The 26,204-nt window shown below is 55.0% G+C and carries 20 protein-coding genes; 4 read left to right on the plus strand and 16 right to left on the minus strand.

Annotation, left to right across the window (positions count from 1 at the left end):
• Positions 1–15: 15 nt before the first annotated feature.
• The 5 genes from queC to HED22_RS14660 form a co-directional block, all read right to left on the minus strand.
• Complete coding sequence (gene queC, locus HED22_RS14640; protein ID WP_167723537.1) at positions 16–771, minus strand: 7-cyano-7-deazaguanine synthase QueC; 756 nt, start codon at positions 769–771, stop codon at positions 16–18.
• A gap of 182 nt (positions 772–953) precedes the next feature.
• A complete protein-coding gene (locus tag HED22_RS14645; RefSeq protein WP_167723539.1) occupies positions 954–1,847 on the minus strand; it encodes a class I SAM-dependent methyltransferase in 894 nt (297 codons plus the stop codon).
• Positions 1,848–1,990: 143 nt separating this feature from the next.
• Entirely contained in the window at positions 1,991–3,328 is a 1,338-nt protein-coding gene (locus HED22_RS14650; protein WP_167723541.1) for a flagellin, read from the minus strand.
• Positions 3,329–3,680: 352 nt separating this feature from the next.
• On the minus strand, positions 3,681–5,015 hold the full coding sequence (locus HED22_RS14655; protein ID WP_167723543.1) for a flagellin: 1,335 nt from the start codon (positions 5,013–5,015) through the stop codon (positions 3,681–3,683).
• A 250-nt stretch (positions 5,016–5,265) separates the two neighbouring features.
• On the minus strand, positions 5,266–5,937 hold the full coding sequence (locus HED22_RS14660; protein WP_167723545.1) for a DUF5610 domain-containing protein: 672 nt from the start codon (positions 5,935–5,937) through the stop codon (positions 5,266–5,268).
• A gap of 394 nt (positions 5,938–6,331) precedes the next feature.
• On the opposite strand from HED22_RS14660, the gene HED22_RS14665 reads away from it, so the two are divergent.
• Positions 6,332–9,334: a leucine--tRNA ligase gene (locus tag HED22_RS14665; RefSeq protein WP_167723547.1), complete on the plus strand. Its 3,003-nt coding sequence runs from the start codon at positions 6,332–6,334 to the stop codon at positions 9,332–9,334.
• Between the two features lie 111 nt (positions 9,335–9,445).
• Here the strand turns inward: HED22_RS14665 and HED22_RS14670 are convergent, their stop codons facing one another.
• Complete coding sequence (locus HED22_RS14670; protein WP_167723549.1) at positions 9,446–10,261, minus strand: ABC transporter substrate-binding protein; 816 nt, start codon at positions 10,259–10,261, stop codon at positions 9,446–9,448.
• 108 nt (positions 10,262–10,369) lie between these two features.
• Positions 10,370–11,185, minus strand: coding sequence for an ABC transporter substrate-binding protein (locus HED22_RS14675; protein WP_167723551.1), 816 nt, complete (start codon positions 11,183–11,185; stop codon positions 10,370–10,372).
• A 266-nt stretch (positions 11,186–11,451) separates the two neighbouring features.
• Between HED22_RS14675 and HED22_RS14680 the strand changes: the two genes are divergently transcribed.
• Entirely contained in the window at positions 11,452–12,741 is a 1,290-nt protein-coding gene (locus HED22_RS14680; RefSeq protein ID WP_167723553.1) for a nucleotide sugar dehydrogenase, read from the plus strand.
• A 19-nt stretch (positions 12,742–12,760) separates the two neighbouring features.
• On the opposite strand, the gene HED22_RS14685 is transcribed toward HED22_RS14680, so the two are convergent.
• The 8 genes from HED22_RS14685 to HED22_RS14720 all read right to left on the minus strand — a co-directional run bounded on the left by HED22_RS14685 (position 12,761) and on the right by HED22_RS14720 (position 20,701).
• Positions 12,761–13,120, minus strand: a complete 360-nt coding sequence (locus tag HED22_RS14685) for an MmcQ/YjbR family DNA-binding protein (RefSeq protein ID WP_167723555.1) — start codon at positions 13,118–13,120, stop codon at positions 12,761–12,763.
• A gap of 35 nt (positions 13,121–13,155) precedes the next feature.
• Positions 13,156–14,253: a glycosyltransferase family 4 protein gene (locus HED22_RS14690; protein ID WP_167723557.1), complete on the minus strand. Its 1,098-nt coding sequence runs from the start codon at positions 14,251–14,253 to the stop codon at positions 13,156–13,158.
• Positions 14,250–15,002, minus strand: coding sequence for a glycosyltransferase family A protein (locus HED22_RS14695; RefSeq protein WP_167723559.1), 753 nt, complete (start codon positions 15,000–15,002; stop codon positions 14,250–14,252). The genes HED22_RS14690 and HED22_RS14695 overlap by 4 nt, the downstream gene beginning before the upstream one ends.
• Entirely contained in the window at positions 14,995–16,512 is a 1,518-nt protein-coding gene (locus HED22_RS14700; protein ID WP_167723561.1) for a hypothetical protein, read from the minus strand. The genes HED22_RS14695 and HED22_RS14700 overlap by 8 nt, the downstream gene beginning before the upstream one ends.
• Complete coding sequence (locus HED22_RS14705; protein WP_167723563.1) at positions 16,497–17,240, minus strand: hypothetical protein; 744 nt, start codon at positions 17,238–17,240, stop codon at positions 16,497–16,499. Before HED22_RS14705 ends, HED22_RS14700 begins: the two co-directional genes overlap by 16 nt.
• The gene (locus HED22_RS14710) at positions 17,237–18,319 is read right to left on the minus strand and encodes a hypothetical protein (RefSeq protein ID WP_167723565.1); all 1,083 of its coding nucleotides are present in this window, start codon (positions 18,317–18,319) and stop codon (positions 17,237–17,239) included. Before HED22_RS14710 ends, HED22_RS14705 begins: the two co-directional genes overlap by 4 nt.
• 64 nt (positions 18,320–18,383) lie before the next feature.
• A complete protein-coding gene (locus HED22_RS14715) occupies positions 18,384–19,592 on the minus strand; it encodes a glycosyltransferase family 4 protein (RefSeq protein ID WP_175581262.1) in 1,209 nt (402 codons plus the stop codon).
• Complete coding sequence (locus HED22_RS14720) at positions 19,583–20,701, minus strand: glycosyltransferase family 4 protein (protein WP_167723567.1); 1,119 nt, start codon at positions 20,699–20,701, stop codon at positions 19,583–19,585. The genes HED22_RS14715 and HED22_RS14720 overlap by 10 nt, the downstream gene beginning before the upstream one ends.
• Positions 20,702–20,884: 183 nt before the next feature.
• Between HED22_RS14720 and HED22_RS14725 the strand changes: the two genes are divergently transcribed.
• Both HED22_RS14725 and HED22_RS14730 read left to right on the plus strand, forming a co-directional pair.
• Positions 20,885–22,354, plus strand: coding sequence for a WecB/TagA/CpsF family glycosyltransferase (locus HED22_RS14725; protein ID WP_167723569.1), 1,470 nt, complete (start codon positions 20,885–20,887; stop codon positions 22,352–22,354).
• On the plus strand, positions 22,351–24,534 hold the full coding sequence (locus HED22_RS14730; RefSeq protein WP_167723571.1) for a hypothetical protein: 2,184 nt from the start codon (positions 22,351–22,353) through the stop codon (positions 24,532–24,534). Before HED22_RS14725 ends, HED22_RS14730 begins: the two co-directional genes overlap by 4 nt.
• Before the next feature lie 282 nt (positions 24,535–24,816).
• Here the strand turns inward: HED22_RS14730 and HED22_RS14735 are convergent, their stop codons facing one another.
• Entirely contained in the window at positions 24,817–26,112 is a 1,296-nt protein-coding gene (locus tag HED22_RS14735; protein ID WP_167723573.1) for an O-antigen ligase, read from the minus strand.
• Between the last annotated feature and the right edge of the window lie 92 nt (positions 26,113–26,204).

The raw sequence follows: 26,204 nt of genomic DNA on the forward strand, positions 1-26,204 counted from the left end.
TTGGGCTGTGTGGGATTACTCGGCCGCGTTGGTGGCTCCGGCGGCGCTGTTTTCGCCTTTGGCAAACTTGCGTGCCATATGATCGGCACGGGCCTGTTTCCAGTAATCGCGATCGACATAGACGGTGGGGTCCTTGACGCGGGCCAGTTCAAGTGCCTCGCGCCGTTCGACACAGGTGCCGCACCGTCCGCAATGGGTTTCCCCGCCCTTGTAGCACGACCATGTCAGATCGACCGGCACGCCAAGACGCCCGGCTTCAAGCGCGATATCGGCCTTTGAGACAGTGACAAATGGCGTATACAGCTTGACGTCCTTTACCCCTTCAAGGGCATGGTTCTGCATGGCCTGAAACGCATTGATGAAATCCGGACGGCAATCGGGATAGATGAAATGATCCCCGCCATGGACAGCCGTTGCAACCGCATCGGCCCCGGCACTGGCCGCGGCCCCAAAGGCCACCGACAGCATGATGGCATTGCGGTTGGGCACGACCGTGACGCGCATGGTTTCTTCGGCGTAATGGCCATTGGGAACATCAATATCATCGCTGGTCAGCGACGATCCGCCCAGAAGGGCGCCCACCGGGGTCAGATCAACGATGTGATGTTTCACACCAAGATTGCGCGCGGCTCGGGCAGCGAAATCGAGTTCCTTTTTATGGCGTTGGCCATAATCAAATGAAATAAGGGAATGCAGTTTGTGCTCGGACGCGACCTTATAGGCCAGGGTTACGGAATCCAACCCGCCAGAGCAGACGACAATCGTCTTCATGATGTTTAGTCTCTCGTGTTTTTAACCTGGTGCTACGACAGGGGAAGGGGCATCCTTCCAAGGCTGCGCGGTTTGCCATGGCGGTCTTCAAAACGCAAGCAAAAATCCACGCATGCGGCCATGCGTGACGCGCAGGATTGCTTGGTTTTTTACGGAAATCCGCGATCAGGCAAGGTGTCTGGTCAGGCGCGTGTTCCGCTAAGTACATGAAAACAAATCGGGACCTGAAAATGGCCGTCTTCGATATAAGGGGCCAGCGTTTCAAACATCGCGGCATTGATCGCGCCGACTTCCATATCCGACGAATTGCGCAGGACATTGCCAAACAGCATGTCCATCTGCGGCTTCCAGAAGGGGGCGGTTTCGGGAATACGACCGGCCGGGCTGTGGCTGGTATCGGTGACATCGCTGAAACCGGCCTTTTTCAGGCGATCAGTGGCATGATCGACATCGCCAAAGCCAAACGGATCAAGCCCGGCTGCATCGAACCCGATGCCAAGGATATTGCCCAGAACTGCGTCCATCGCCGCAAAAAGTGGATTGTCCACCAAGGGGGCCCAAACCATGAAAACCGCCTTGCCGCCGGGGCGCAGAACGCGGAAAGCCTCACGCAGGGCCTGATCGGGATCATCGCAAAACATCACGCCAAAGCGACAGGACACGACATCAAAGGACTGGTCCTCAAAGGGCAGCTTTTCCATATTGGCCGGAACGGCCGTAATGTTGGAAATGTCTTCTTCCAGGGCGCGTTCGACAAGGGCATCGCACATGTCTGGTACGATGTCGGACGCGGTCACCTTGCCCGATACACCGGGAATGTTGACCCGGTCTTCTGCACTGCCACCGCCAAGGGCACGGGCAAAGGAAAAGGCCGGCTCACCGACCCCGGATGCCAGATCGAGAACGTCAAGCGGAGCACCGTGACGCTTTGCCGAAAGGCCTTCAAGATCGGCGGCCTCAATCATATGCCGATTGATTTTTTCAGCTGCTGGGGCAAGCCGTTCGGCCCAGGTAATCCAGTCGGTCGAAAGGTTTTGCCAAGTCTCGGATGTCTTGTCGGGTGATGGCGTGGTCATGGTCGGTCTGCTTCCCTTTGGGTTTGGCAATGACCATAGACGCAAACATGGCATGCTTTAAAGGGTGTTTTGCAGTGCAATGCAGACGAAAAGCCCCGCGCGCCATTGCGCGGGGCTCCCTACGCGCGCTAGACGGCGGCTCTTCAACCTTCCAGCAGGCGTAACAGGTTCTGGCGCATTTCACTGATGCGCCCGAGCATTGCAACGCTTGTTTGGGTCAGGATTTGGTTGGAGGCCTGGTTGGTCAGCTCTGCGGCAATATCCAGATCAAGCAAGCTGGAGCGTGCGTCTTTGACATTTTCAAGTGTCGCAGCAAGGTTGGAGCCGGCAACGTCGAGACGGTTCTGATTGGCGCCGATATTCGTGCGGGCCCGCTGGATGTCATCAATGGCGCGCGTGATGGTATCGAGTGCCTTGCGCGCCTTGACCGATGTGGTAATGGCATCCTTGCCAAGATCATCAAGGCTTTTTTCGGTGCCATTTGCACCCGCACCAAGGGCAGCAGCATCGACAGCCGTCATCGAAATCGAAACCTGGTCACTGGCGGTGTTGCCGCCGCCGACCTGCAGGTAAACCCGGTCAGACAGTTTGGTGCCCTGATCCTCAAGCACCGAGAATACCGGGGTGGACCCAAACAGCTGTGTCGTGGTGGAGCCATCCGCCCCCGCACCGTCAGATCCTTGCGTCAGGGCGTTTGCGATCGTGCTGCCGATATTGAAGTTCAGATCAACTTTCACCCCGACATTGTCGAAATCAAGCGACAGTTTTTCGCTGACTTCAAGCGCCTTGGTGCCGCCGGTTGCGTAATCGGTGATATCGATGCTTTGGCTTCGATCCACTGAGGCGCCATCAATTTCAGCCGCAGCACTGAGCATGACCCTGTCGCCAATCTTGATCAGATCAAGTCGAAGCTGGTTGTCACCAAGTCCGTCACCGGTGTCATCGCCCGCCCAATAATTGTCCTTGGTAATGGTAAAATTGGAAAAGCCATTGGCATGGGAAAGCGCATTGGCGCTGCCACCCGTTTTCAAATCCGAATAATCAAGCGAGACATCACTGCCATCGCCCAACAACTGGATGCCGTTGAAATTGGTCGAGGATGCAATGCGATTGATCTCGTTGCGTAACTCGATGAATTCGTCATTGAGAAAACCCCGTTCGGAGTCCGAGAGGTGTTCTGATGCGGACTGAACGGCCAGCGTTTTCATGCGCACCAGCACGCCATCAATGGTGGCCATGCCACCATCGGCGATTTGCAGCATGGAGTTGCCGTGACCGATATTGACAATCCCGGATGTAATCGCCGAGGCCGTCGAATTCAGGCGCGCGCCGATGGCCAAAGAAGTGGCATCATCGCGTGCAGATACTACGCGCTTTCCCGATGCCAGCTTGGCAAGCGATCTGTTCGTCGCTTCCTCGGCGCGTGCGAGATTGCGGTGAGCAAGGTTCGCCGCATGATTGGATATGATATTTGACGCCATGTAGCAGTTCCTACCTGAACAAGCAAAAAAACGGTGGCGGCGTTTAGGGACCTCTACGTGAGGTCATCTGAGAAAAATCTTAATTAGATAAATATGAAATTGCAACAGATAATATTAGAAATGACTCATTAACAAGTCATTGAAAGATAGCTATCTTTTAGTCTCCTATGCCAAAGGAGGGGTTTGAAATTCTATTTTCTGCGGGTGGTTTCTTTGGAAAAAAGCAAGCCCCTGTCGGGGAGGACACGGCCGTTGAAAAGCCACCTGTCACGTTAAGTCGGCGTATACAGGTGCAAAACCAAAGAGCCCTGCGATGCTTCGCAGGGCTTGGAAGTCTGGCTGGTCAGCAGTTTTAACCTTGCAGCAAGCGCAACAGGTTTTGTGGCATCTGCTGGGCCTGTGCCAGCATGGCAATACCTGACTGAACCAGAATTTGTTTCGAGGTGAAGTTGGTCATTTCCGACGCCACGTCGAGGTCAAGCAGGGTGGAGCGGGCATTTTCGATATTCTCGATCATAGTCGAAAGATTTTGCCCCGCGAAATCCAAGCGGTTCTGATAGGTGCCGACATTGGCGCGTGCGCGCTGCAAATCATCAATCGCACGGGTGACAGCCTCAACCGCGTCCTGGGCGTTTGCCGCAGTGGCGATGGCATTGGTGCCAAGATCCTCAAGGCTTTCGGCCGAGCCGGTTGCACCTGTGCCAAGCGTGGCGCTGTCGACCGACTGGAAGGAAACCGAAAGCCGGTCATTTGATGTATTGCCTGCACCGACCTGGAAAGAGATATCATCGGCAAGCTTCTGACCGTTATCCGCACTCATTTCGACATTATTGCCAAAGCCGATAACCTGGGTCGTCGCCTGACCATCCGCACCCGCGCCGTTCGAGCCAAGGGTGATGGTGTCTGCAATGATGCCACTGATGTTCGAATTCAGATCAAGGCTGAGCCCGAGTTCATCAAAATCAAGGGTTAATCCGTCGCCGGGGCTAAGCACCTGTGAACCACCCGTGCCATAATCGGTAATGTCGAGCGACTGGGTGCGGTCCGTGGCCCCGTCAATCAGGGCGGAAATCGTCAGGATGACGGTCGTTCCCATCTTCTCCAGATTGACCAGGAAAGAGTTATCCGTGACACCGTTATCATTGGCGTCGGTCGCCCAGTAGTTGTTGTCGGTGATCGCGAACCGGTCAAAACCGTTGGCCGGGCTCAGCGCTTCAGCCGCACCACCAGTGGCAAACTCGGCATAATTAAGCGATACATCGCCGCCATCGCCCAGAAGCTGAATGCCATTGAAATTGGTCGAGGATGAAATCCGATTAACCTCGTCACGGAGCTGCGTGAATTCATCATTGAGAAAGCCGCGCTCGGTATCGGAAAGGTTGCCGGACGATGCCTGCACCGCAAGGGTTTTCATGCGTACCAGAATGTCATCGATGGTTGCCATGCCGCCATCGGCAATCTGTAACATCGAATTGGCCTGCCCGACATTCACGGCTGCGGTCTTCAAGGCTTCTGCGGTGGCGCGGAGCCGGGCCCCAATCGCCATCGAGGCCGCATCATCGCGCGCCGATACAACCCGCATTCCCGAGGAAAGCTTGGCAAGCGAACGGGTCGCCGCCGCATCTGACGCTGTCAGATTGCGATGCGCAAGGTTCGCCGCATAGTTTGAGATGATGTTCAAAGCCATCGTTGTTCCTACCTGAACCTGAAAACAGGGCCAAAGCCACTGTCAAGTCGCTCTACTTGAGCGATTAGTATGAGGAATTTACGATATGTTTGATCGCGACGCAACTGTTAATAGAGTTTGATGGTTTGTAAAAACCTCAAAGTTTTTTCTGTCTGGCATCTGTGTATAAAATCGTCGGCAAACACAAAAAAAGCAGTAGCAGAAAACCCTGCCACTGCTTTCGATATCTTGGCCTAGACCGGAACTATGATCAGCCGTTAGTGCCGTAACGCGGGGTGTTGCGCTGGGCATTGCTGCCAGCTTCGGCGTAGGCTTGGCTTGCCTGTGCGGTCTGGGTGACCTGCGATTGCAGGACCTGTTCATCGCGTTCCGGCGTTGCTGCCTCACCCGCTTCTTCTGACGCGCTGCTGTTATAAAGCTCGGTCAGGCGCTGCTCGATGCTTTGCAGGCCTTCATTGAGGCGGTCTTCGGTCTCGGAGATATTGCCGTTGATTTCGTCATTGAGTGCGCCCAATCCATCAAGGATTTCACGCGCATCTTCAAGACCGGCCTGAATGCCTTCGCTGGCCTGATCGAAAATCTCGCGGGCTTCGGCCTCTGAACTTGCGTTGGATGCAATCAGATCGCCGACACGGGCAAGAATACGGTCTGCGACGGCTTCTGGCGTGAAGTGGTTCGGATCAACGCCCTGGATCGACAGGCCGGTTGATTGCAGGCTTTCATTGATCGCAGCAACGATATTGTCGGCCGACAGGCGGACGGCGGATTCAGATGAAAGCGAAACAGACGTCGCAGATGCAAATGCAGATGCGCCATTGTTTCCGGTTTTCTCAGAATCACTTTGGCCCGGCAAATAGGATTGCGCCGAGCGACCAGATGCCCCGGATTGTTGGGATGACAGACCACCAATGGTGATATCCATAAACGTCCTCCCTGGACGGAATGCGTTAAGCACGGTGCTGACAATCAGCACGTTTGCAAGCAGTATCGCACGGTCATTGTGTGCGCAAACAACCACTTGGCGAATTTCACCGTGTAATATGGCATGGAAAGGCGCAAAAATCCAGTGTTGTTGTTCGGATCAGGTCAGGGTTGGTGGTTCGCTGTGAACAGGATTGCATGCCGTGCGGTTCAGGATGGACAGTCGATGTTGGTAAAAATCGTCGGATTTTCGCCGGATTTGTCGCGATCTGATGTTGCACGTCGATCAAAGCGCGCTTATGAACACTGCATAAGTTTATGTTTAAACCCATTCGGGTTTTGCTGGCGCGGCCTTGGGCCGGCGCCTCAGCCCGATAGGCAGGAGTTGATTGAGCGTGGCGAACTATCAGGAAAGTGCGCAGGAATTTGAAAAGCGCTGGCAGGCATATTGGCGGGAAAACGATACCTATCGCACGCCAAATCCCGGCGATGCCGATTTCGACGCAAGCAAAAAGAAAAGCGTCATCCTGGACATGTTCCCATACCCAAGCGGGGTTGGCCTGCATATCGGGCATCCGCTGGGCTATATCGCGACCGATGTAAAGGCACGGTTCGAGCGCATGCGCGGCAAGAACGTTCTGCATTCCATGGGCTTTGATGCCTTTGGCCTGCCGGCAGAGCAGTTCGCAATTCAGACCGGTCAGCATCCGCGCATCACGACCGAAGCCAATATTGAAAACATGCTGCGTCAGCTTCAGGTCATCGGCCTTGGCCATGATCCGCATCGTCGTTTCGCCACGACCGATATTGACTATTACAAATGGACGCAATGGATCTTCCTGCAGCTGTTTAACAGCTTCTATGACCCCACGGTTGAATGGAAAGGCCCGCAGGGGCAGGTGATCAGTGGTCGTGCGCGCCCGATTGCCGAGCTGCGCCCGCTTTTGGAAAGTGGTGAATGGCTGCTGGACGAAGATGGCGTGCCGCAGCCGAAATCGGTCATTGGCGAAGGTACGAAGGCCGAAGGCAAAGATATTGATCGCGCGATTGATCGCGGGCGTCTGGCCTATGTCGATGAAGTGCCGGTCAACTGGTGCCCGATGCTGGGCACGGTTCTGTCGAACGAGGAAGTCACCAACGAAGGCAAGTCCGAACGTGGGGATTACCCGGTTTATAAACGCCCGCTGAAACAGTGGATGTTGCGCATTACCGATTATGCCGACCGTCTGGTGGCCGATCTTGAAGGGCTGGACTGGCCGAATGGCGTGGTCGAGATGCAGAAGGGCTGGATCGGCCGTTCTGTCGGTGCGCGGGTGAATTTCCCGGTCAAGCTGTCCGATGGCGCGGATGACAAGATCGCGGTCTATACCACCCGCCCGGATACCATCTTTGGCGCGACCTATATGGTGCTGGCACCGGAGCATCCGCTTGTTGATAAGCTGGTGGCCGAAGACAAGAAGGCCGACGTTGCCGCTTATCGCGCGCAGGCGTCCGAGCTTAAGGCCGTCTCGGCCAAGGATGATGCCGAGCGTGAAAAGACCGGTGTGTTCATTGGCGCACATGCGACCAACCCGGTCACTGGCGAAGAAATCCCGGTCTGGATTGCCGATTATGTCCTGATGGGCTATGGCACCGGCGCGATCATGGCAGTTCCGGCTGGTGATCAGCGCGACTTTGAATTTGCCCATAAATTCGATCTGCCGATCAAGGCAACCACCAAGCCGTCCGATGCGTGGCTTAAAGACAACGCCCCGGCAGATGCCGTCGATGCCGATGCTGCAACGCTGCTTGCGCGCTATGAGGCAGAGCCTGGCGCCTTTAAACTGGCCCAGGTTGAGGTTGGCGAGACGATCAATTCCGCCAATGACGAGGTGTCGCTCAACGGGCTTTCGACCCCGGATGCCAAGGCAAAGATCATCGAATGGATGGAAGCCAAGGGGATTGGCCGTGGTCGCGTGCAGTACAAACTGCGTGACTGGCTGTTCTCGCGTCAGCGCTATTGGGGGGAGCCGTTCCCGGTTCTGTTCGACGTTGAGACCGATCAGGTGCACGGCATTGCCGACGCCGCCCTTCCGGTTGTTTTGCCGGAAATGACCGATTTCAAACCGAAATCCAACGAAGACCCGAATTCCGAACCGGAACCGCCGCTGGCACGTGCCAAGGACTGGATGGAAGTCACAGGCATCGTCCTTGCCGATGGATCGGTCCTGCCGGTTGAGGCCGAAGTCGGTTCAACATACGCCCATGACGGGGCGGAGTATGAGGTGCGCGCGTTCAAACGTGATGCCAACTCCATGCCGAACTGGGCCGGGTCTTGCTGGTATTATCTGCGCTATTTCGATGCCAAGAATGATGCCAAGTTTGCATCTGATGATGCGGCGGCCTACTGGGCGAGCAGCACGGATGCGAATGGCGATGCGCTTCCGGGTGCGGTTGACCTTTATGTTGGCGGTGCGGAGCATGCGGTGCTGCATCTTCTGTATTCGCGTTTCTGGCATAAAGTCCTGTTTGACCTTGGCTATGTCGCAACGCCGGAACCGTTCCAGAAGCTGTTTAACCAGGGCATGATTACGGCCGATGCCTATACCGATGCGCGCGGTGTTTATGTCGACATCCATGATGTTGAAATGCGCGATGTCGATGGCAAGAAGGTTCCGTTTAATGCCAAGACCGATGAACAGTTGATCACGGTGCCGGGCAAGATGGGCAAGCGTTATAAAAACGGTATCCCGCCCGAGGAAATCTGCGACCAATACACCATCGATACGTTCAGAACGTACGAGATGTATATGGGGCCGCTTGATAGCTCCAAACCTTGGCAGTCAGATGCGATTGTCGGCATGATGCGCTTCCTTTCCAACGTCTGGAAAGTCACGACCCAGATGGAACGCACCGATAACGTTGATGGCAAGATCGAAACGCTTCTGCATAAAACCATCGCCAAGGTGACCAAGGACGTGGCCGACCTTCGCCATAACACGGCGATTGCAGCCCTCATCGAACTGACCAATGCGCTGACCAAGCAGAATGCCGTGCATGATGATCATGCCAAGGCATTGGCGCTGATGGTTGCGCCGTTTGCCCCGCATCTGGGCGAAGAGTTGATGAGCCGGATGGCCGCAGACGAGTTTGCTGCCAAGAAATCGGTGATCAAGTTCGACTGGCCGGCATTCGATGCCGAGAAAGCCAAGGATGATGAATTTGAAGTCCCGGTTCAGGTCAATGGCAAGAAGCGTGGCTCTGTCATGGTCGCAGCCGATGCCGATCAGGCAACGGTCGAGGCGCTTGCCAAGGCGGATGACAACGTTGCCCGCCATCTTGACGGCAAGGAGATCGTCAAGGTGATCTATGTCGCCAAGCCGACCCCAAAACTGGTCAATATCGTTGTGAAGGGCTAGGGCCTGTTAGCAGGAAACGACAATACAGGGCGCGTTGCGATGGCAGCGCGCCCTGTTGTGGTTAAAATGATCCATAAATCTCTGTGATCAGGATCAAGACCAAGACCAAGATCAAGGTATCAGGCTGATACGCTGCGGCTCACAGCTCTCGGAACGCTCTGCTGGCGGGATGTCGCGTTCAACGATGCTCACATCCGGTACGAGTTCCGGGTCACGCAGAATGGCGGCCAACGTACCGTTGCAGAGCATGTCATAGATCGCCTGATTGAACTTCTGATGATTGACGATGCCAGAGCGGTTTGCCGCAAACAGCGCGAATATGTTTTCGCTGCTGATCGCGACGCTGCTGTTGGCGATGACGTTTTCAAGGCCGAGTTGGGTGCGCATGCGCATGCCGCCGACACGCCCGATAATGGCCGCATCTATGCGGTTACTCGCCAGCATTCTGAAAAGCGTGAGATCATCTGGTACGCGCTCATATTCAATGTCAGGATGGTCTGTAATGAAAGCCGGGTAAAGATAGGCAGAAAGGCCGACCCGTCTTCCGGCAAGGTCGCTCAGATCCTCTACACTGGCATAAAACTTTGCCGGTTTATAGAAGACCACATTGGCTCGGAGTACGTAGGGGACAGACGCCAGGGATGGTGGGACAGGGGCAAGTGACGGAAAAGCGCCAAATACGTCAAAAGACCCTTGGGCAAAGTCCTTCAACGCGCGGCGTACCGGCAGTACTTCAATCTCGATATCTTGCCCGGAGTGCTGTGCGACTGCTTTGTAGACTTCAATAATCAGACCCTCGTCAGGGCTTTCGATAAAGCTTGGTACATACGGAAACACCACTCTAACTGTCTCAGCTTTGCCCGAATGGGGCAGACTGCCAACCAAGCCAATGGCGATCAAAGCAATGATTGCAAGACGTTGTGACATTGCGGTCCCTTAGCTGGAAGACCTTGTTTGTAAGCTTTTGCAGGCACCCCATACATCCATGTTGGTGCGAGCCAACAGGAATTCAAAGATTTTCTTCGGCTTTGGCGATCAGTCGCGCAGAAAAGCACTTCTGGGATTGCAGTCCTTGATGATGGCACTGGGTGGCAATTCGCGTTCGATGATCGCCTGGTCGGGCAGAAGGCTCACGCGGCCAAACAGTTTTGCCAACGTCCCGTCGCACAGCATTTCATAGATCGCCTTGTTAAAGGCCTTGCGGTTTTCGATGCCGGCACGATCAGCTTTGAAAAGGGTCAGGACATTTTCAGTCGTGACTGGATTGTCCGCGATGGAGATGGTGTCTTCCAGAGCGAGTGACTCTAGCAGATAGAGACCCGAAAAATGTTCGATGATGGCGGCATCAAGGCGGTCACTTGCGATCATTCGCAACAAGAACTCGTCATCTGGCACACGCTCCAGACCGAGTTCCTTACGGTCGACAATAAAGTCGGGATAGTGATAGGCCGATAGTCCGACCCGTCTGCCGTCGAGATCTTCCAGCTTATCAACGCCGCTTGGTCCAAAGGCCTCTGAACGGTAAAAAATCAGGTTTTCGCGACGATAAAACGGCACGGATGCCAGCGAGACCGGAATTTGTGCAAGCGACGGAAAAGCCCCCAGGGCGTCATATACGCCGCCCTTAAAGCCTTGAACGGCGCGCCGTACCGGCAGTATTTCTATCGTGATCTCCAAGCCTGACCGCGCTGCTATTTCCGTATACATATCGACGAAAACGCCCTGGGTGCTGCTTTCTGCCATCAGGGGAATATAGGGAAAGACCACCCGCATCGGTGTCGTCGATGATGCCGCCAGTACCTGACTGGTGAGGAGAAAAAGGAAGGCCAGGGCGATGGGAAAGGGGCGCATGAAATATGGTGTTGCTTGTTGCCAGCGTGAATGAGAACTAGACCACGTTCCGGGCCGCTGTACAAGGTTTGGTCGTCTTTAGGGACCCTTCTTGCAGTGTTTAGGGTATGGCGCGACAATAGGTGGTTTTCGCTCTGTTTTACTCGCGCCTTGATAGGGTGGCTCAAAAAAACGTGCTGCGGTCGGACTAGAAGGCGCTAAGCAATTGACGGGGCATGACGGGCTGGCTACAAATCGCCAACCAAGATGTTTGCAAGGTTTTATCAATGAGTCACGGGCGCAAGATTTCAGTTATCGGTTTGGGTTATGTCGGGCTGCCGGTTGCGGTGGCATTTGGCACCTCAATTGGCCGCACTGTTGCATTCGATATCAATCAGGCGCGTATTGCCGAGCTTAAAGCCGGTCACGATGCAACCGGTGAAGTCGATGACCATGAACTGGCGGCGGCCGACCTGCTCTTGACGGCCGACGCAAAGGATCTGGCAAAGGCCGATTTCCATATTGTGACCGTGCCGACCCCGATTGATGGCTCAAACCGTCCCGACCTGTCGCCGTTGCGCTCGGCTTCAAAAACCGTTGGCGCCATCCTTAAGAAAGGCGACATCGTTGTTTATGAGAGCACCGTCTATCCCGGTGCGACCGAAGAAGAATGTGTTCCGATCCTTGAGGAACTCTCAGGTCTTAAAGCTGGTGCCGATTTTACGGTTGGCTATTCGCCGGAGCGGATCAACCCGGGTGATCGCGAGCACCGTTTCACGACGATTACCAAGGTTGTTTCGGGACAGGATACAGCCACGCTTGATATTGTTGCCGATGTCTATGGCAGTGTCGTCACCGCAGGCATTCACAAGGCTCCGACCATCAAGGCAGCCGAGGCGGCCAAGGTGATTGAAAACACCCAGCGTGATCTGAACATAGCACTGATGAACGAGCTTTCGCTGATCTTTGATCGGGCGGGTATTGATACGCGTGACGTGCTTGAAGCCGCTGGCACCAAATGGAACTTCCTGAGATTTACACCGGGGCTGGTCGGCGGACACTGCATTGGTGTCGATCCCTATTACCTCACGCACAAATCCGAAGAGCTTGGCTATTATCCGCAGGTGGTTCTGGCCGGTCGTCGGGTGAATGACGGCATGGGGGATGTGGTTGCCAACAAGGTTATCCGGGCGCTGCTCCGCGAAGGGGCAACCAAGAACCCGACCGTGACCGTGCTTGGCCTGACCTTCAAGGAAGATGTGCCTGATATTCGCAATACGCGTGTAATCGACATCGTCCGGTCCCTTGAAGAGGCTGGCGTCAATGTGCAGGTCCATGACGTGCATGCTGATAAGGAAGAAGTCGCGCACGAATTTGATGGCCTGAAGCTTTGCTCGGACAGTTGCCTGGAACCTGCCGATGCGATGGTACTGGCCGTGGCGCATAAGGAATATGTTGCCAAGGGCTGGCCGTTGATTTCCACTCTGCTTAAGGACGGGAAAGGCTTTGTCGCCGATGTCCGCGCTGTTCTGCCGCGTGATGCAGTGCCGAGCGGTATTGATCTTTGGCGTCTTTAAGCCACCGCGCCTATTCGTCCTAATATAGGTCCAGTTCGCGCTGCAGCTTCTTTGTCAAACCCTTGGCGACGATGCGGTGCGAACTTATGATGTGATCTTTCAGGTCCTGATCATTCAGGCCCGGCGCGTCATAGTGTTGTATCCATTTCATACCGCGTGATGCCAGATAGGGGGCAGGCCGCAGGCCGGGCATGTCTTTTAAAACCTCATAGCCGATCTCGGATGTCTTGAATGTGATGCCAAGTGTCTCATTTGTGGCCCAGCCGCCAATGGCAAACACCTTGCCGCCCACCTTCCAGACATCTGCGCCACCCCACTGCACCACATGAGTGGTTTGCGGCAGCGATTTGCAAAAGGCGTTAAACTCGTCCCGGTCCATCTGATGCATCCCATAGTTGAATACTGAGCAAAATGTCAGCTTTGTTCGACAATGCTGGAAACCAAGCGGCTAAGTCTATTGGCAAAACGCTCATTGCTGAAATCCTCCTGACACATTTGGTAGGCCGCGTCGCGCATTAACGTCGTCTCCGGTGAGTTGATTGCTGTGATAATCGCATTGGCGAGTTGCCCTGGGTCTTTCGGCTTACAAAGCCTTCCGGTTTCACCACCTCGTACGACTTCCGGCAGGGTTGCGATGTCACTGGTAATAACAGGCACATTGGCGGCCATCGCTTCGAGCACGACAAGCGGTTGGGCTTCGTTGGCGTAGTGACTGGGAAAAATGAATATGTCTGCGTATTCGAAGGCGGCTTGCTTTTTATTGTCTGAGACTGGTCCCAAACAGGTTGTTTGTTCGCGTATCTGAAATGTTTCCAGAAGTTCAACGAGATCGGTCTCACTGATGTCGCCTGTTGCGCCTGCGATGGTCAGATCAAACGCAATACCTTTTGTACGCAGAATAGAGCAGGCTTTAAGCAGGGTTTCGACACCTTTGGCGTAAAACAGATTGGATAGCCATAAAAGCCGGATCGGATTGTGTGGCATCCATGGCTCGGTGGGTTTCTGTCGGAACGCGTCGTCGCTCAGGCAGTTGTGAATAAAGACGGATTGGCAGTTTAGGCCGTCTATTTCATAGCGTAAACTCTCGCCCAACAGAATTACAGTTTGACCTTTCAATACCGCTTTCTGAAACCATCCAGACCACTTTGATCTTCGCATATTCGGAAGGCCACGGCCGTGTAGGTGGAGGATCGCAGGGACATGAAAAATCTTTGCCAGCAGGACATAAATGCAGTCGCGATAATAGGCGAAGCCACTTGGCGCAAAGCAGATATAGAGCGCTTTCGAGCGTGGTAATGCCCAAATCAAACGTAGAAAAAACCAAAACGCCAACGCGATCTTGCGGACAGAAAACTTGCTTACATCAGACAATGTGCGGGCAAAGCGCATTTCAATGACATGCAGGTCGAAGTCTTTTGCCAAGGCGTCTATTGCAAACTGGTTCATTTTCGCTGCCCCGTGCATGGGCGGAGGTAGCTGAACCATTGCGATGATTTTCGGGCGTTTGGTCATCGCACGTCCTTTCCCGAAAACAAGCGCAATTCGCGGAGCTTGGCAATCGCCGGCCAGACCGACCAAGGGAGGGCTGGCCGATAATGTTCTAGAACAGAAGCGCGCGTTTGCTGGTAAAGCCCGTCGGGTATCCGTGCGAAGTGGCGGCTATCCGGATTGAGGTTCCGCTCAATCAATTGTGTGTCGAGCCGACATATGATGGCTTTTGCCAAACAACAAGCGCGTAGATAGAAATCAAGATCAATGCAGCAGGGTAGATCCGTCGCGTAACCGCCAGCGCGCGCCCAAACGGATCGATGCATGGCAAGTGATGAGTGATGCAGTGGATTACCGATATAAAAGCGGGATGGTGAAAAACGTTGTAACCCGCCCAAAGTCGGTCGCCGCTGATCTGACCGGGCAAGCGCAAAGACAAGCTGATTGTGGTCGATAGCAAAGGCATCGACTTGCCGGTCCAGTCGACCGGGCAGGGAAAGGTCATCAATATCCTGAATGGCGACCAGATCGGTCGGGCTGCTTTCAATCGCCAGATTAAGCGCAGCACCGCGTCCGATCTTGCCGGGATGAATGAGTTTGAGGCATGGGTTATCTTGCCAGCCCGTTGGTTTGGCAAAGGGTATGGCTGAGCCGTCATCGACAATGACGACATGATCATCGGGGCCAAGTATCTGGCCAAGATTGGCGAAATAAGGATCCAGAAACGCATCGCCGTCGCGCACGGTTGTAATGATTGTTATGGGATCACGCATTGCTATCACCCCACGCGATGGTCAGGTTAGCGCTGTTTCCGTGATTTTGTCTCGCGCTGATCCGCGTGGCCGGGCCAGCGGCACTGAATGCGGCCTGTTGCACGATCTGCAGTGGCGCATTTGCGGTCAATTTTACACCGATTTCTGGGCAGATAATGGTGTTTTCTGCCATCTGAGACAGTCCAGCATTACTATCAATGAGAATTCGGAAGAGATCGACTTTATCAGCTTCATGATCGGGAAGATGTTCGGAGATGATGACGCGCGTGTTTTGAAAGTCGATCTGTCGATGACCGACAATACCGGCAAGCTCGAACCGTATATCAATTCTGTTGTCTGATACGCGGCCAGCGCTGAGAAAGCGGGAAAATGCGGCCTCGCCAATGGCGGGAAGCGGGTTTGAGGCTGGTCCATAAAGGCTTGGGACAGCCTGCTCACCGCCGGTTGGTGGCATCAGGATGTGCGCTGATTTTCCCTGTCCCGTGACAATCACCGGTACGCCGGAAACATCGAACCCCTGCCTGCCGCAAAGCGCCATTTGCGCGTGATAGTTGGGAGATGAAAACTGCGCAATTGGAGCGGCGTCGTGGATTTCCGGTGCCGGGCGCTTGCGATCTTGGACGGCTGGAAGTTGTGAGGCTTTCAGCAGCCAATAGCCTGTAAAGGCAAGGTAGTCGTCATGGCGGTTGTAGCTATACCATCCCGGTGTTTGCGGGTTGTCGGGGCCGGGAGTATCAGACAAGGGTGCTGGTGAAAGCAGGTTCAGGGGGAGTTGGCCTGACTTGAGAAGTGCGTCTTCAATTCGAAACAGAACGCCATCGGCTGCCTCAAAGTATCCCTTTTTCGTCAAGGCATACAGCGCGCAGGCCGCGCCAAAACTCTGTCCTGCACCGCGCCCGAGCAGATTTGCATAGCCGTGTGTGCCTGTCAGCTGTGCAATCAGCGCTGTTGCTCGATCCGCGATGCGTTGATGTCGCGTATTTCCGCTATCGGTTAATAGGGCTGTGCAAAAGGCGTGATATTGCGTGGAAAAACAATTGGGTCGGTCGAAGAAGACCGGCGTGCGCCAATAGCGATGCAAGATAAAGGCGAAATGGGCAAGGTTGATGAGCTTTGACGTAAGTCCCGCGCGTCGTTTGTGTCGGTTGACGAGGCCAAGCATCTGCCAGTTGGCAACATCGGGGCATTGATGTTTGGTATCTCGAAGAATTTCGGCGATGGTTTCGCGGGGTATCCCCGGTGTATCGCGCAACGCGTATTCGATGAACTCGCGGTGATATGTTTCGGCGGGCTGCTCCGAATTCAGGGCATCCAATGCGCGTTCAATGTTCTGGGAGAACTGATCTGGGTTGATACGGCTCCAGAGATTTACAGCAAAGGCCTTGGCGTAGAAGTCGGGGTTTTCGAATTGGCCGTTTGCGCGTTGGCGTTTAGCGAGATCATCTGCGATCCTGTAGGCCAAGCTTTGGCAGCGATGGCGAAGGTCTTGGTGGTCTAGTGAAAATGACATGTGACCTCCAACACCAGCGACTGACCGGATTTAAGCTCGTTTAACGGCACCGCTTGTAGTTCTGGGCAACGGCGCCCCATACGTTCACGTAGCCGCCACAATAGTCTTTTGATAGGTGGAATGCGCCAGAGAGAACGTGAAAGGCTGTCCGGTGCGGAAAGCGTGAAAAGGCGATTTGCCCAGCGCAGCCAGACCTGATCAACCGGGTCACGGGCCAGGAGACGGGCATGAATGATCCAGTGATCGTCCCGGTCACGCAGATACATGTATGGATCGAAGCGACCTGCACCGTCAGCTTGATCAAGCGTGACGGTTATGTTCGCGCCATCATGACCGATGAGCTTCACATCTTTGGCGGGATAAAGGCGGTATTTGTCACTGTTGGTGTGGTGAACAAGCTGGTTGGCAATGATCCCATGCTTGACGGGGTTTTTGTCAAACACCAGCCGGATGACCGCATCTTGCAGCAGAATGTCGTCGCGTGCCTTGACTGAAAGCCGAAGTCTGATCTGGTTTGCTGAGGTTTGGTCCGTTGTGTATGTGATCTGTAAGCGGCCGCCCGACAGGTCCCAAGTGTCGCCTTCATGTATGGCGTTTCTGGATTGATCGGTGAGCGTCACAAAGGAATGCCGGTCTGAGCATTCCAGCCCCCATGGCCCAAAGCGGATGTCACCATATTGCCCCCTGATCATCTTGTTGTCTGTGATGGTTGCGGTCAGTTTCTTCATGCCATGACCTGCCGTTTTGTCAGGACTTTCTGGCAAGCAACCAGGATCAGAATCAGACAGGTCATCCGAAATACGATCAGTGCCATGATGTCGGTCGATGCCGTGAAGATTGGCATCCCGAATGCGGAGATGATCATCAGGGCAAGGCATAGCCATCCCACCCACCGGAAAGCAGATGTTTCCTGCAGGATCAGGATTTGTCGTGTGCAGAGCGCGAGCATGATCGGCCACACTGCACCAATCTGAAGAACGCTGATCAGATCATTGGACGGATCGTGATAGACAATCTTTGCCAATGCGCCGGGGAAGAAGAAAAGCAGTCCGGAGACAAATGCCATCGGCATCAAAAGCCAAACGTCACGCAATCGCCCTGTTTGTTGTTTGGCAAATAGAGCTGACGCAATGGCTGCAATCAGACCGGCGCAAAACAGGAAAATTCGCTGCGCCAGAAACAGCTGATGGTGCTCTGCGCCAAGCAGAACAAAGTCGAGATTTGGCAGAAACCCGGCCAGCAATGTGAAGCCGACAAGGCCGAACGCATCGCCATTTTTGGTTGGCACAGTTTCAAGAGAACGGGTTGGCGAACGTTCGAAAGCAAACATTGTCGCGAGTGCGAAGCTTGCCAGGGAAATCGCAGGTGCAATGAGATAAAGCGCCGATGGTGCATGTGTCATCGAAGCCCAAAGTGCTGCGACAATGCCACAGGCCTGACCGGTAACGGCGGTCAGACCAAGTCGTGAAAAGCGGGTTTTTGCGGCAATCAGCCAATCCGGGGAAAGGGCGGCGGCAAGCGGTATGAGGATCAAGGGCCAGTAATGCCCGAAGGGCAGGCTGGTCGTCAGGGTGATCAGGGCAGATGCAATCATTGCAATGAGAAGGCGCAGAACGACGATAAACAATGCCGGGCGAAAGGTACGGCGTTGAGCCAGCCTTACCAGAAGCGGGCCAGAGCCAGCCTGGGTTGCCGTGACGGCGAGACCGATCATTGCAAGCAGTTGGAAATAGGTGCCGAGATCAGCTTGCGAATAGGCATGACCGATCAGAACGAGGATCACCATACCGCCTATCCGCGCGACCATGTTGGCCCCGATCAACCACAAGGGATACAGGGAGTAATGCCCCGACTTTATGATCGCCTGCAATCTATCCATGACGCGACAGAATGGTTTCGTAGGCGTGATCGACCCGTGCGCCATAGGCGTGGCCAATATCACAGGCGATTTGATCACGCGCGGTTTGTGCGATCTTTCGACGCTTGGTTGGGTGAGTTATGAGTGTGGTTGCAGCCGTCACCAGCGCTGAACTATCGCGTGGCGGGATGATCAGACCGCTTTGATGATTGATAACGGGACTTCCAGCATCAAACGTGGTGATGACAGCACAACCGGCCGCCATGGCTTCCATGGTGGCAAGACTGCTGCCCTCTGTCAGGCTGGGGAAAACGAAAATATCTGCTGCCAACATGTGATCTGTGACCCGAGCATGCGATAGTGGACCAAGCCATTTCACCCCGTCAGGCAGGTTTGACAACAAGCCTATGGCGCAAGGCTGGGCCGCCCCGATGAGTGTGAGATCAACCCGCGATCCGAACTGGCGACGAATGGTTTTCCAGGCCTTCAGAAGATGGGCGGTGCCTTTGGCAAGCGACAAGTTACCGACATAAAGAAGTCGAATGGTGGTGCCGCCCCGCGCCAAACGCTGCCGATCAAGAAGCGCCTGGCAGTGTGGTGAAATGAACGGGATCAGGAATATCTTCTTCGACGCAGTTCCAGCACGTTGTAGGCCTTCCACAACAGCTTCGGACGGGGCGAATACCGCGTCAGCAAAGCTGGCTTCTGCCGTCCGGCGCCTGGCGAGATACGCCGAGATTTCCCGGTAGTCGCGCCCATGGGCGCTATATTCATCGGCGAGCTGCATCTGGCGGATTTCAGCAAGTTGGCCGGTGACATCCGAGATTGCGATCATATTGCGTGCTTTTGCCCGACGCATCGCGGGCAGGCTGTAATTGCCTTGGCCGTGCAGTATGTCGGCCTTGGGTGGTCGCAAGGCGGCAAGTAACGACAGGGGAATGTCGGAGTAAAGGTTATGGGCTGGAACACGAAGTTTTTGGGCGGCTTGGCCAAGCAGATCCGGCAACAAATGGCGACCTGGAATATCGGTGAGTAGAGCCGAGGCGTGGCGCGATGGTGGTTGCAATACACCGGAACCGTCATGGCGCCAAAAGCTGTCCCAACGGACCAGCCGATCCTGATCGGCGAGGTGTCTGGCAAGAATTCTGGCCTGATCGACACGGCTGATCAACCAGACGGATGGTCCTGAGCCTGAGGCGCGATGTGGTTTGATTATCCCCATCGGCGACTGTCCGCTTTACGATTAACCGCCTGACATACGGCCTGCCAGATACTGTAACAGTGATGGTCCGGGGTGTTTTGGGTGATCGCCATTGCTTGATGCTGGCGCGTGCTTTCGAGCAGTTCGGGATTGCCAAGAAGGCGTTTGCACGCCGAGGTCCAAACTTCGGGATCGTCAATCGGCAGGATTTCCTGCCCGCACAAAATATCCGGTGCACATCCCGTCATCGGGCTTGCCAATGCAACTGAACCACATGAGATTGCATCAACCACACCAACGCCATAGGCGTCATTGCGGCTCGGGAAAAGGGTAATTTTGCCGTTGGTGAGAATGGGGGGGAGATGATCGGGTGCCAGCTGTTCGAAAATCTCCACCTGTGCGCCGGGGCCGCAAGATGCCGCAAGCCTTTTGGTTTTGGGGATGTCTGTGCGGCCGACAATTGCGATGCGTTTTGCAATGCCAGCCCGTGAGAGTTCTTCTACGGTCTGCATAAAGACGTCAAAGCCCTTTGAGGTCGTTGTACGGCCGCACCAGACGATATCATATTGCCTTTCCTTGCCCGTCCGGTTGGCCGCGATATCGGGGACCGGGAATGACGGCGGAATGGGCGCGATCGACGTGTGGTCTGACGATGCGCCATGGACTGCAAACCATTCTGCGCCGCGCGCACTTGCGGCGATGAAGCCTTCGGCGCGCGCGATCATGGCCCGGCGCAAACTGCGTCGAAGCGGATTGGCATAGGCCGCATCAGATCCCGACCAGCCATCAAACTGCAAAATGCTTGGAATGCCGCGGTTAAACGCCCAGTTCTGAGCCTGCCACTGCGCAATGCCAAAACCGTTTAAAATCAAAACATCGGTTGGTTTGCGCATAAGCGTCCGCTTGACGCCAAACGGGATCGCCAAGGTTCGATTTTCGCCAAGGGGAACTTGCACGCCCGGCAAGGTGACATGCTCAAATGCAGGCTTGGGAATTGACCAGTTGCGTTGAGGTTCGCGCTGTTGAGTGCATAGAATACGTAACCCTCCGCCTGTGGCCACCGCGCGGTGATGAAGCGCGTCATAGGCAGCGGATCGGTAGGGTGGCACAAGGTTTGTCAGTAAAGTCACCCTCACCGCGGCAATCACCTTGGGATGCTGATATTGCCTGTAACTCAATCATAAGTTACTATTCAATTCAACCAATTAGCCGTGACCTTAAATCGCACACGGCAGCGAGGGCCGAACGCCAAAAGCAGGAATTGGATGTTTTTGTCGTCTTCAGGTGTCTGGCCGGGGTGACAGGGGTGGCACATGCGTGACGAACTCAAAGGGTACAAAGCTGCCTTCTTCGGGTTGCCGCTAGATACGAGACGACGCAGCCTTGTCTGTGCCGATATCGCATTACAAGTTCGAAACGCACGCGAGACTGATGCCCGAACGTGTCTTCACCATCATTGCCTGAATGCGATCAAACTTCCCGCGGCACTCCAGGACGATAACTTGTTTGCTGCCCTTGCCCGTGCGGATTGCCTTTCGGCTGACGGCCTGGGAGTTGTTTTTGCAGCGCGTCTGATGGGGATCAAGGTGGCTGAGCGGGTTACGGGCATTGATCTATTGACCGACCTTCTGGCGCAGTTCGCACAGGACGGGACGCGGATTTTTCTTTTGGGCGCGCGTCAGGACGTACTTGATCGGCTGCAGGTGACATTGCCCACACGCTTTCCCGGACTGATCATTGCCGGCACACATCATGGCTACGAATTCGATGATGAAAAGCTGGCTGATTGTGTTGCAAAGGCCAAGCCAGATGCCCTTTTTGTTGCCCTGCCATCTCCGCGCAAGGAATTGTTTGTTGATCAGTTTGCGTTGAAGACCGGATGTCGCTTTGCCATGGGTGTTGGTGGGGCATTTGATGTTTTGGCCGGGAAAGTCAGACGTGCACCGGTTATTTGGCAACGCGCGGGTCTGGAATTCCTTTGGCGTATCCTGTGCCAACCCCGTTACATGATCCCGCGATACGGTCGGGGATTGCTTGCATTCACAAGGATCGTCTTGCCAAAGGTGGCAGATTTTCAATTCAAACGCCTGCGCGCGGCCTTTCGAAGAGCTGTGATCATGCTGGCCGCATTTGCGATGCTGGTGCCGGTTTCTGAAGTTAAGGCACAGACCCAGCCCCAGACCGCCACGAACTCTGATCTGGAGGATCGAAAGGCAGCAGTCGATTGGATCGAAGCCGAAATTGCCAATGTCAAAAAACCTGATGATGTTACGCGGTTGATTGATGCGCTTCTCGATGATGTGCTGTCGAATGACAGTGACTCCGAGCAACCTGTCATCAATTGGTCAGCCGCAGAAAGCAGACTTGAACTATTGCTTGGCCTTTTTGATAGCGCTTTTGCCGACGGCACCAGCAGGTTTTTGTTGGAAAGCGTTTTGGGCGGTGTTGTCGTAAGGCTGACCAATCTGCATCCCGACCCTGAACGGCTTGCCGGCGTCGTGCGCAGCAATGCCGCAGGTCTGGCTGAGCGTCTGTTGGAACGGAAGTCTGACCAACGGTTCACTTTTGCGGACGAACAATCTTCATTTTCTAACAGTGTCGAAAGCGGAGCACCAACGCGCTTTGCTGGTGGTGCGGTGATATCGCAAAACGAGCGGCTATGGCGTTATTCCCTGTTTTTTATCGATGGTGCCCAAGATCCCTTAGCCGAAAGCCTTTGGGATAAGGAGGAATACAACCAGCCGACCGGGATCGCAGAACTTGAGGATGCAAGTCCCCGATGACAGACCATCTGAATGATCCCCATCGTTTTGGCAGCTCTGATACTGAACGGTTTGATCCTTCCTTGCGGGATTTGTTGCGCATTTTCTGGCAACGCCGTGGTGTTGCGACGCTTGTTTTTGTCTCCGTCCTGATCATGCTTCTGACGGTGATAGGCAACTGGCAGGGGACCTATCGGTCCGTAGCCGAGATCGGGTTTTCACAAGACAGACTAACCGCCGAACCTTCGCAGTACGGGCTGCCTGGCAGTGAAGGGCGCCACTTAACCGCCCAGGAAATTGAAACGGCAATCGCCGAAATCCGCGGGCAGCAAACGCTTTCGACCGCACTTTCGGTTTTGCGTGGAGAGAGTGTCTCGCTCACCGATAGGCCAAACGAAGCCAGTATCCTTGACCAATTAACCGAAATGATTGCGGGCAAGTCGGAGGCTTCTAAATCCGGCGATCTGGAAAGTGACGAGGTCCGGAATTTACGCGATGGGCTGGATGCCGTTCGGGTTGGCAATGCGGCAGTGATTGAAGTTGCCTTTCACGCAAAGCAGCCGGAAACAGCGCAACAGGCCTTGTTGGCGATTATTGAGAGCTATCTCTGGCTGCGAGAAGACCAGCAAAAGGCCACCATCCGAAGACAGCTGGCTGAGGTGGAAACGCAATTCAAAACCGCGCAAGATGACCTCGCCGCTCTGGAAGGTAATCTTGCCGACTTGCAAAGCGGTGCCGGTATTCTTGATGCTGATGAAAATGCGCGGATGCTTGATCGCATCTATGCGCTTGACGAGCAGGCAGAAAAACTGGGCCAAGAGGTTGTGGACCTTAGAGTTGCGCAGGCAAGCCGCAATGGCGCGGAGAACCTTGACGACCTTCTGGCGATTTCCGATGTCGCTAGCCATCCGGTTGTGCAGCAAATCTCGACACAGCTTGAGGCGAGAGAGCAGGAATTTGTCGCCCTTGATCAGCGCTACGGCCCCAAGCATCCGATCATGCAGGGCAAGCAGCGGGAGCTTGATGATTTGCGCAATGAGCTGCGTCTTGTCGCGAGCAACGTTGCCGATCAAATGGATATCGCGCTTGCGGGTGCGGAAGAAAAACTGCGTCTGATTACGGCCCAGCGTAATCGTTGGGAAGGCAGGATGGCGGTGCGCAATACAAGCCTTCAGGGACAGACCGCCTTGAGCCGATCGGTCGCGATGGCGCGCACGAACGTTCAGGAACTTGGTCAACAGGTGCAGTCGCTTCGGCGGGAAATGGTTGGCTTCGATAGTGATGCCGCGATCCTGCGTGCGCCAACGTTGCCAACGGCAACCGAATTTCCCGGCAGGCGTGATCTTGCCATGCTGGCCATCATGATTGCGTTGTTTGTGGCTGTGGTCGCGGCGTTACTGCGTCACTATTTCGATCAGAGCATTGATGATGAATTTGAACCGCAGACAGCGTTGGGTATCCCGCTTTTTGCCCGCATCCCGGATCAATCCGGTTTGCCAAAGGTTGGCGACGGGTCTACGTCGTTTGACGAAGCTGCCGGGCATTTGGCCGTTCTGATGCGAATTATGTCCCAAGGTGCAGATATGGCACAGCACGACAACACCGATGGGCAGGTCATTGCCCTCGGCTCTGCCCTGTCTGGTGATGGCAAAAGCCACATTGCCCATGCGCTGGCTGAAAAGCTGGATGGCTTGGGCGCCTCGGTGATCATCCTTGATGCGGACCTGCATGACCCGGTACTGCCAAACCAGCGCCAGCATGACGGAGAAAATACCGCCGATCTGACCGATGTCATGTCAGGAATTGTGGATCTGGATGATGCCCTTGCGGGGACGGAGAATGGTGACGGGTATCGATATCTTGGCGCGCGCATGGCTGTGCCGGGAAATATCGCAACGGGGCTGATTGACGGGCACTTGGCAGGGATCATTTCAAAGCTGCGATCTCGCTTTGATCACGTGATTATCGACACCCCGCCGATCCTGTCGGTGGCCGATGGCGTGATTGCACTTGGTCTTGCCGATGTCAGGTTGTTTGCCCTTCGCTGCGGACATAGCAAGCGCCGCGATGTCGCTCAGGCATTGGCGCAATTGCGCGCAGCCAACATTGTCCCTGAAGGGGTTGTCTTGAATGGAAGCCAACCCCGTGCGGCATATGGCAAGGCGCAATCGGCAGTGGCGATTGAAGGGCAGCTGACATGAAATTTGCCCTGATTTCAATTGCACTTTTCTTGCTTGGGGCTGGCGGGATGGTTCTGGTCTCGGAAGGCAAGGCGTTGTCGGGTCTGGAAGACAAGCGTACGGGTTTTGCCAATGGCGATGGCTTTGGCGCAGAGCGTGATACGCGGGATCTGCTCAATGCCATGATTATCGGTCACCGCGCGGAGCTTGGCGAGATCATCAAGGCGCATTTGGCGAAGAAGCCGTTTGATCCTCTGTTGGTTGGTCTGAAGGGTGAAAGTCTGGCTGATCAGGATCTGTTGGCTAGCGCAAAATTGCTGGATCGGGCGCAGGCGATTGCGCCGCGTGATCCAAGGGTGCAGGCGCTCCGCGACGGGCTGCAATTGCGGCTTCAAAGCTTGCCATTCCAAGCATCACAATTGGCAGAATAAGGGCAGGCATGACCGTGACCCAATCCCCAATGCTGCCAAGCATTCCCATGACAGCAAGGGCGATCACAAGCGCGCGGGTGCCAGGTTGTTGGATGGTGGCGATAACCGTTTTAAGGACGATGATAAGTACTGCGATCAGGATCAGCATAGCCGGGATGCCAAACATGATCGCGCCGTCGAGCCAGAGGTTATGGCTGCTAAACCAGTTGGCATTCGCGTTCAGATCCGCGGTGGCGAAATGAGCAATCACAAGCGCAACGCTATCGGCTCCCCATCCGGTGACAGGCCGTTCTGCAATCGCTTGAGCGGCGGTAGCCCACAGGTCATCGCGCTGTATCAAATCGCTGCGGGCAAGGTCGGAGAATCGACCGAAAAGTTCTGGCGACGCGATGCTTGTAGTGGCGATGACCGCGATGCAGCCCAGACTGATCAGAAACAGCCGTTTGAAGCTTCCGGCGTTTTCACGCGGTGTCAGGATGATAAACAACACGCCGCCAACCAGCGCCATGACAATCGCCAGTCGCGAATGGCTTTGGACAAGGGCAGCTGCAAAAATGATGGCAAGTGCCAGCCAACCGCCCACGCGATCAAACTGTTTGCCGACCGACATGGCACGGTGTTGCTGATAGAGAAACAGACAGGCGACAATGCCAAATCCCATCAGGACCCCAAAAGCATTGCGATTGGCAAAGCTCCCGGTCCAGTCGCCAAGATGGGCCTGCTTGGCAAACCAGAGTGTTGTCTGCCACCCCATCAGATCAGTACTGGCTGCCAGAACCACTTGAACAGCACAGGCAACCACAATGGTGCGCGTGATCAGGATGGGCAGGCGGCTCTCCAACTGCGCCACCAGTGCCGTCAGGGTGATCACACCGCCAAGCCAGATAGAATAGACCGCAATGCCAAGCCAGCCATTAGGCACGAGTGCGATGCGCGCCACGTCAAACGGATAGGCCTGAATAGGCCAGATTTGCAGGCTTTGCAGCAGGGACCAACCAATCAAGCCGGCTATCAGAAGCCAGAGATAAAGCAGATGTTTGCACATCTGTGCCGGGCCACGGTGCAGGCAGATCGCAAGGATGCCGATACCGGTCAGAATGGCCAAAATGGCAAGCGCCCATGGCCGCAAACCGCCCAGCAACAGCGGGGCAAGAATGATCTGCGCCATCAGACAGGTTTGCGCCAGCCAGAGCATTATGGTCAGCCATTCTGCTGTGAAAACAACACCTTCAGCCTAGTCGAAATTTTGCAACCTGTCGC

This window comes from Thalassospira sp. HF15, from assembly GCF_011806525.1.
GTDB lineage: Bacteria > Pseudomonadota > Alphaproteobacteria > Rhodospirillales > Thalassospiraceae > Thalassospira.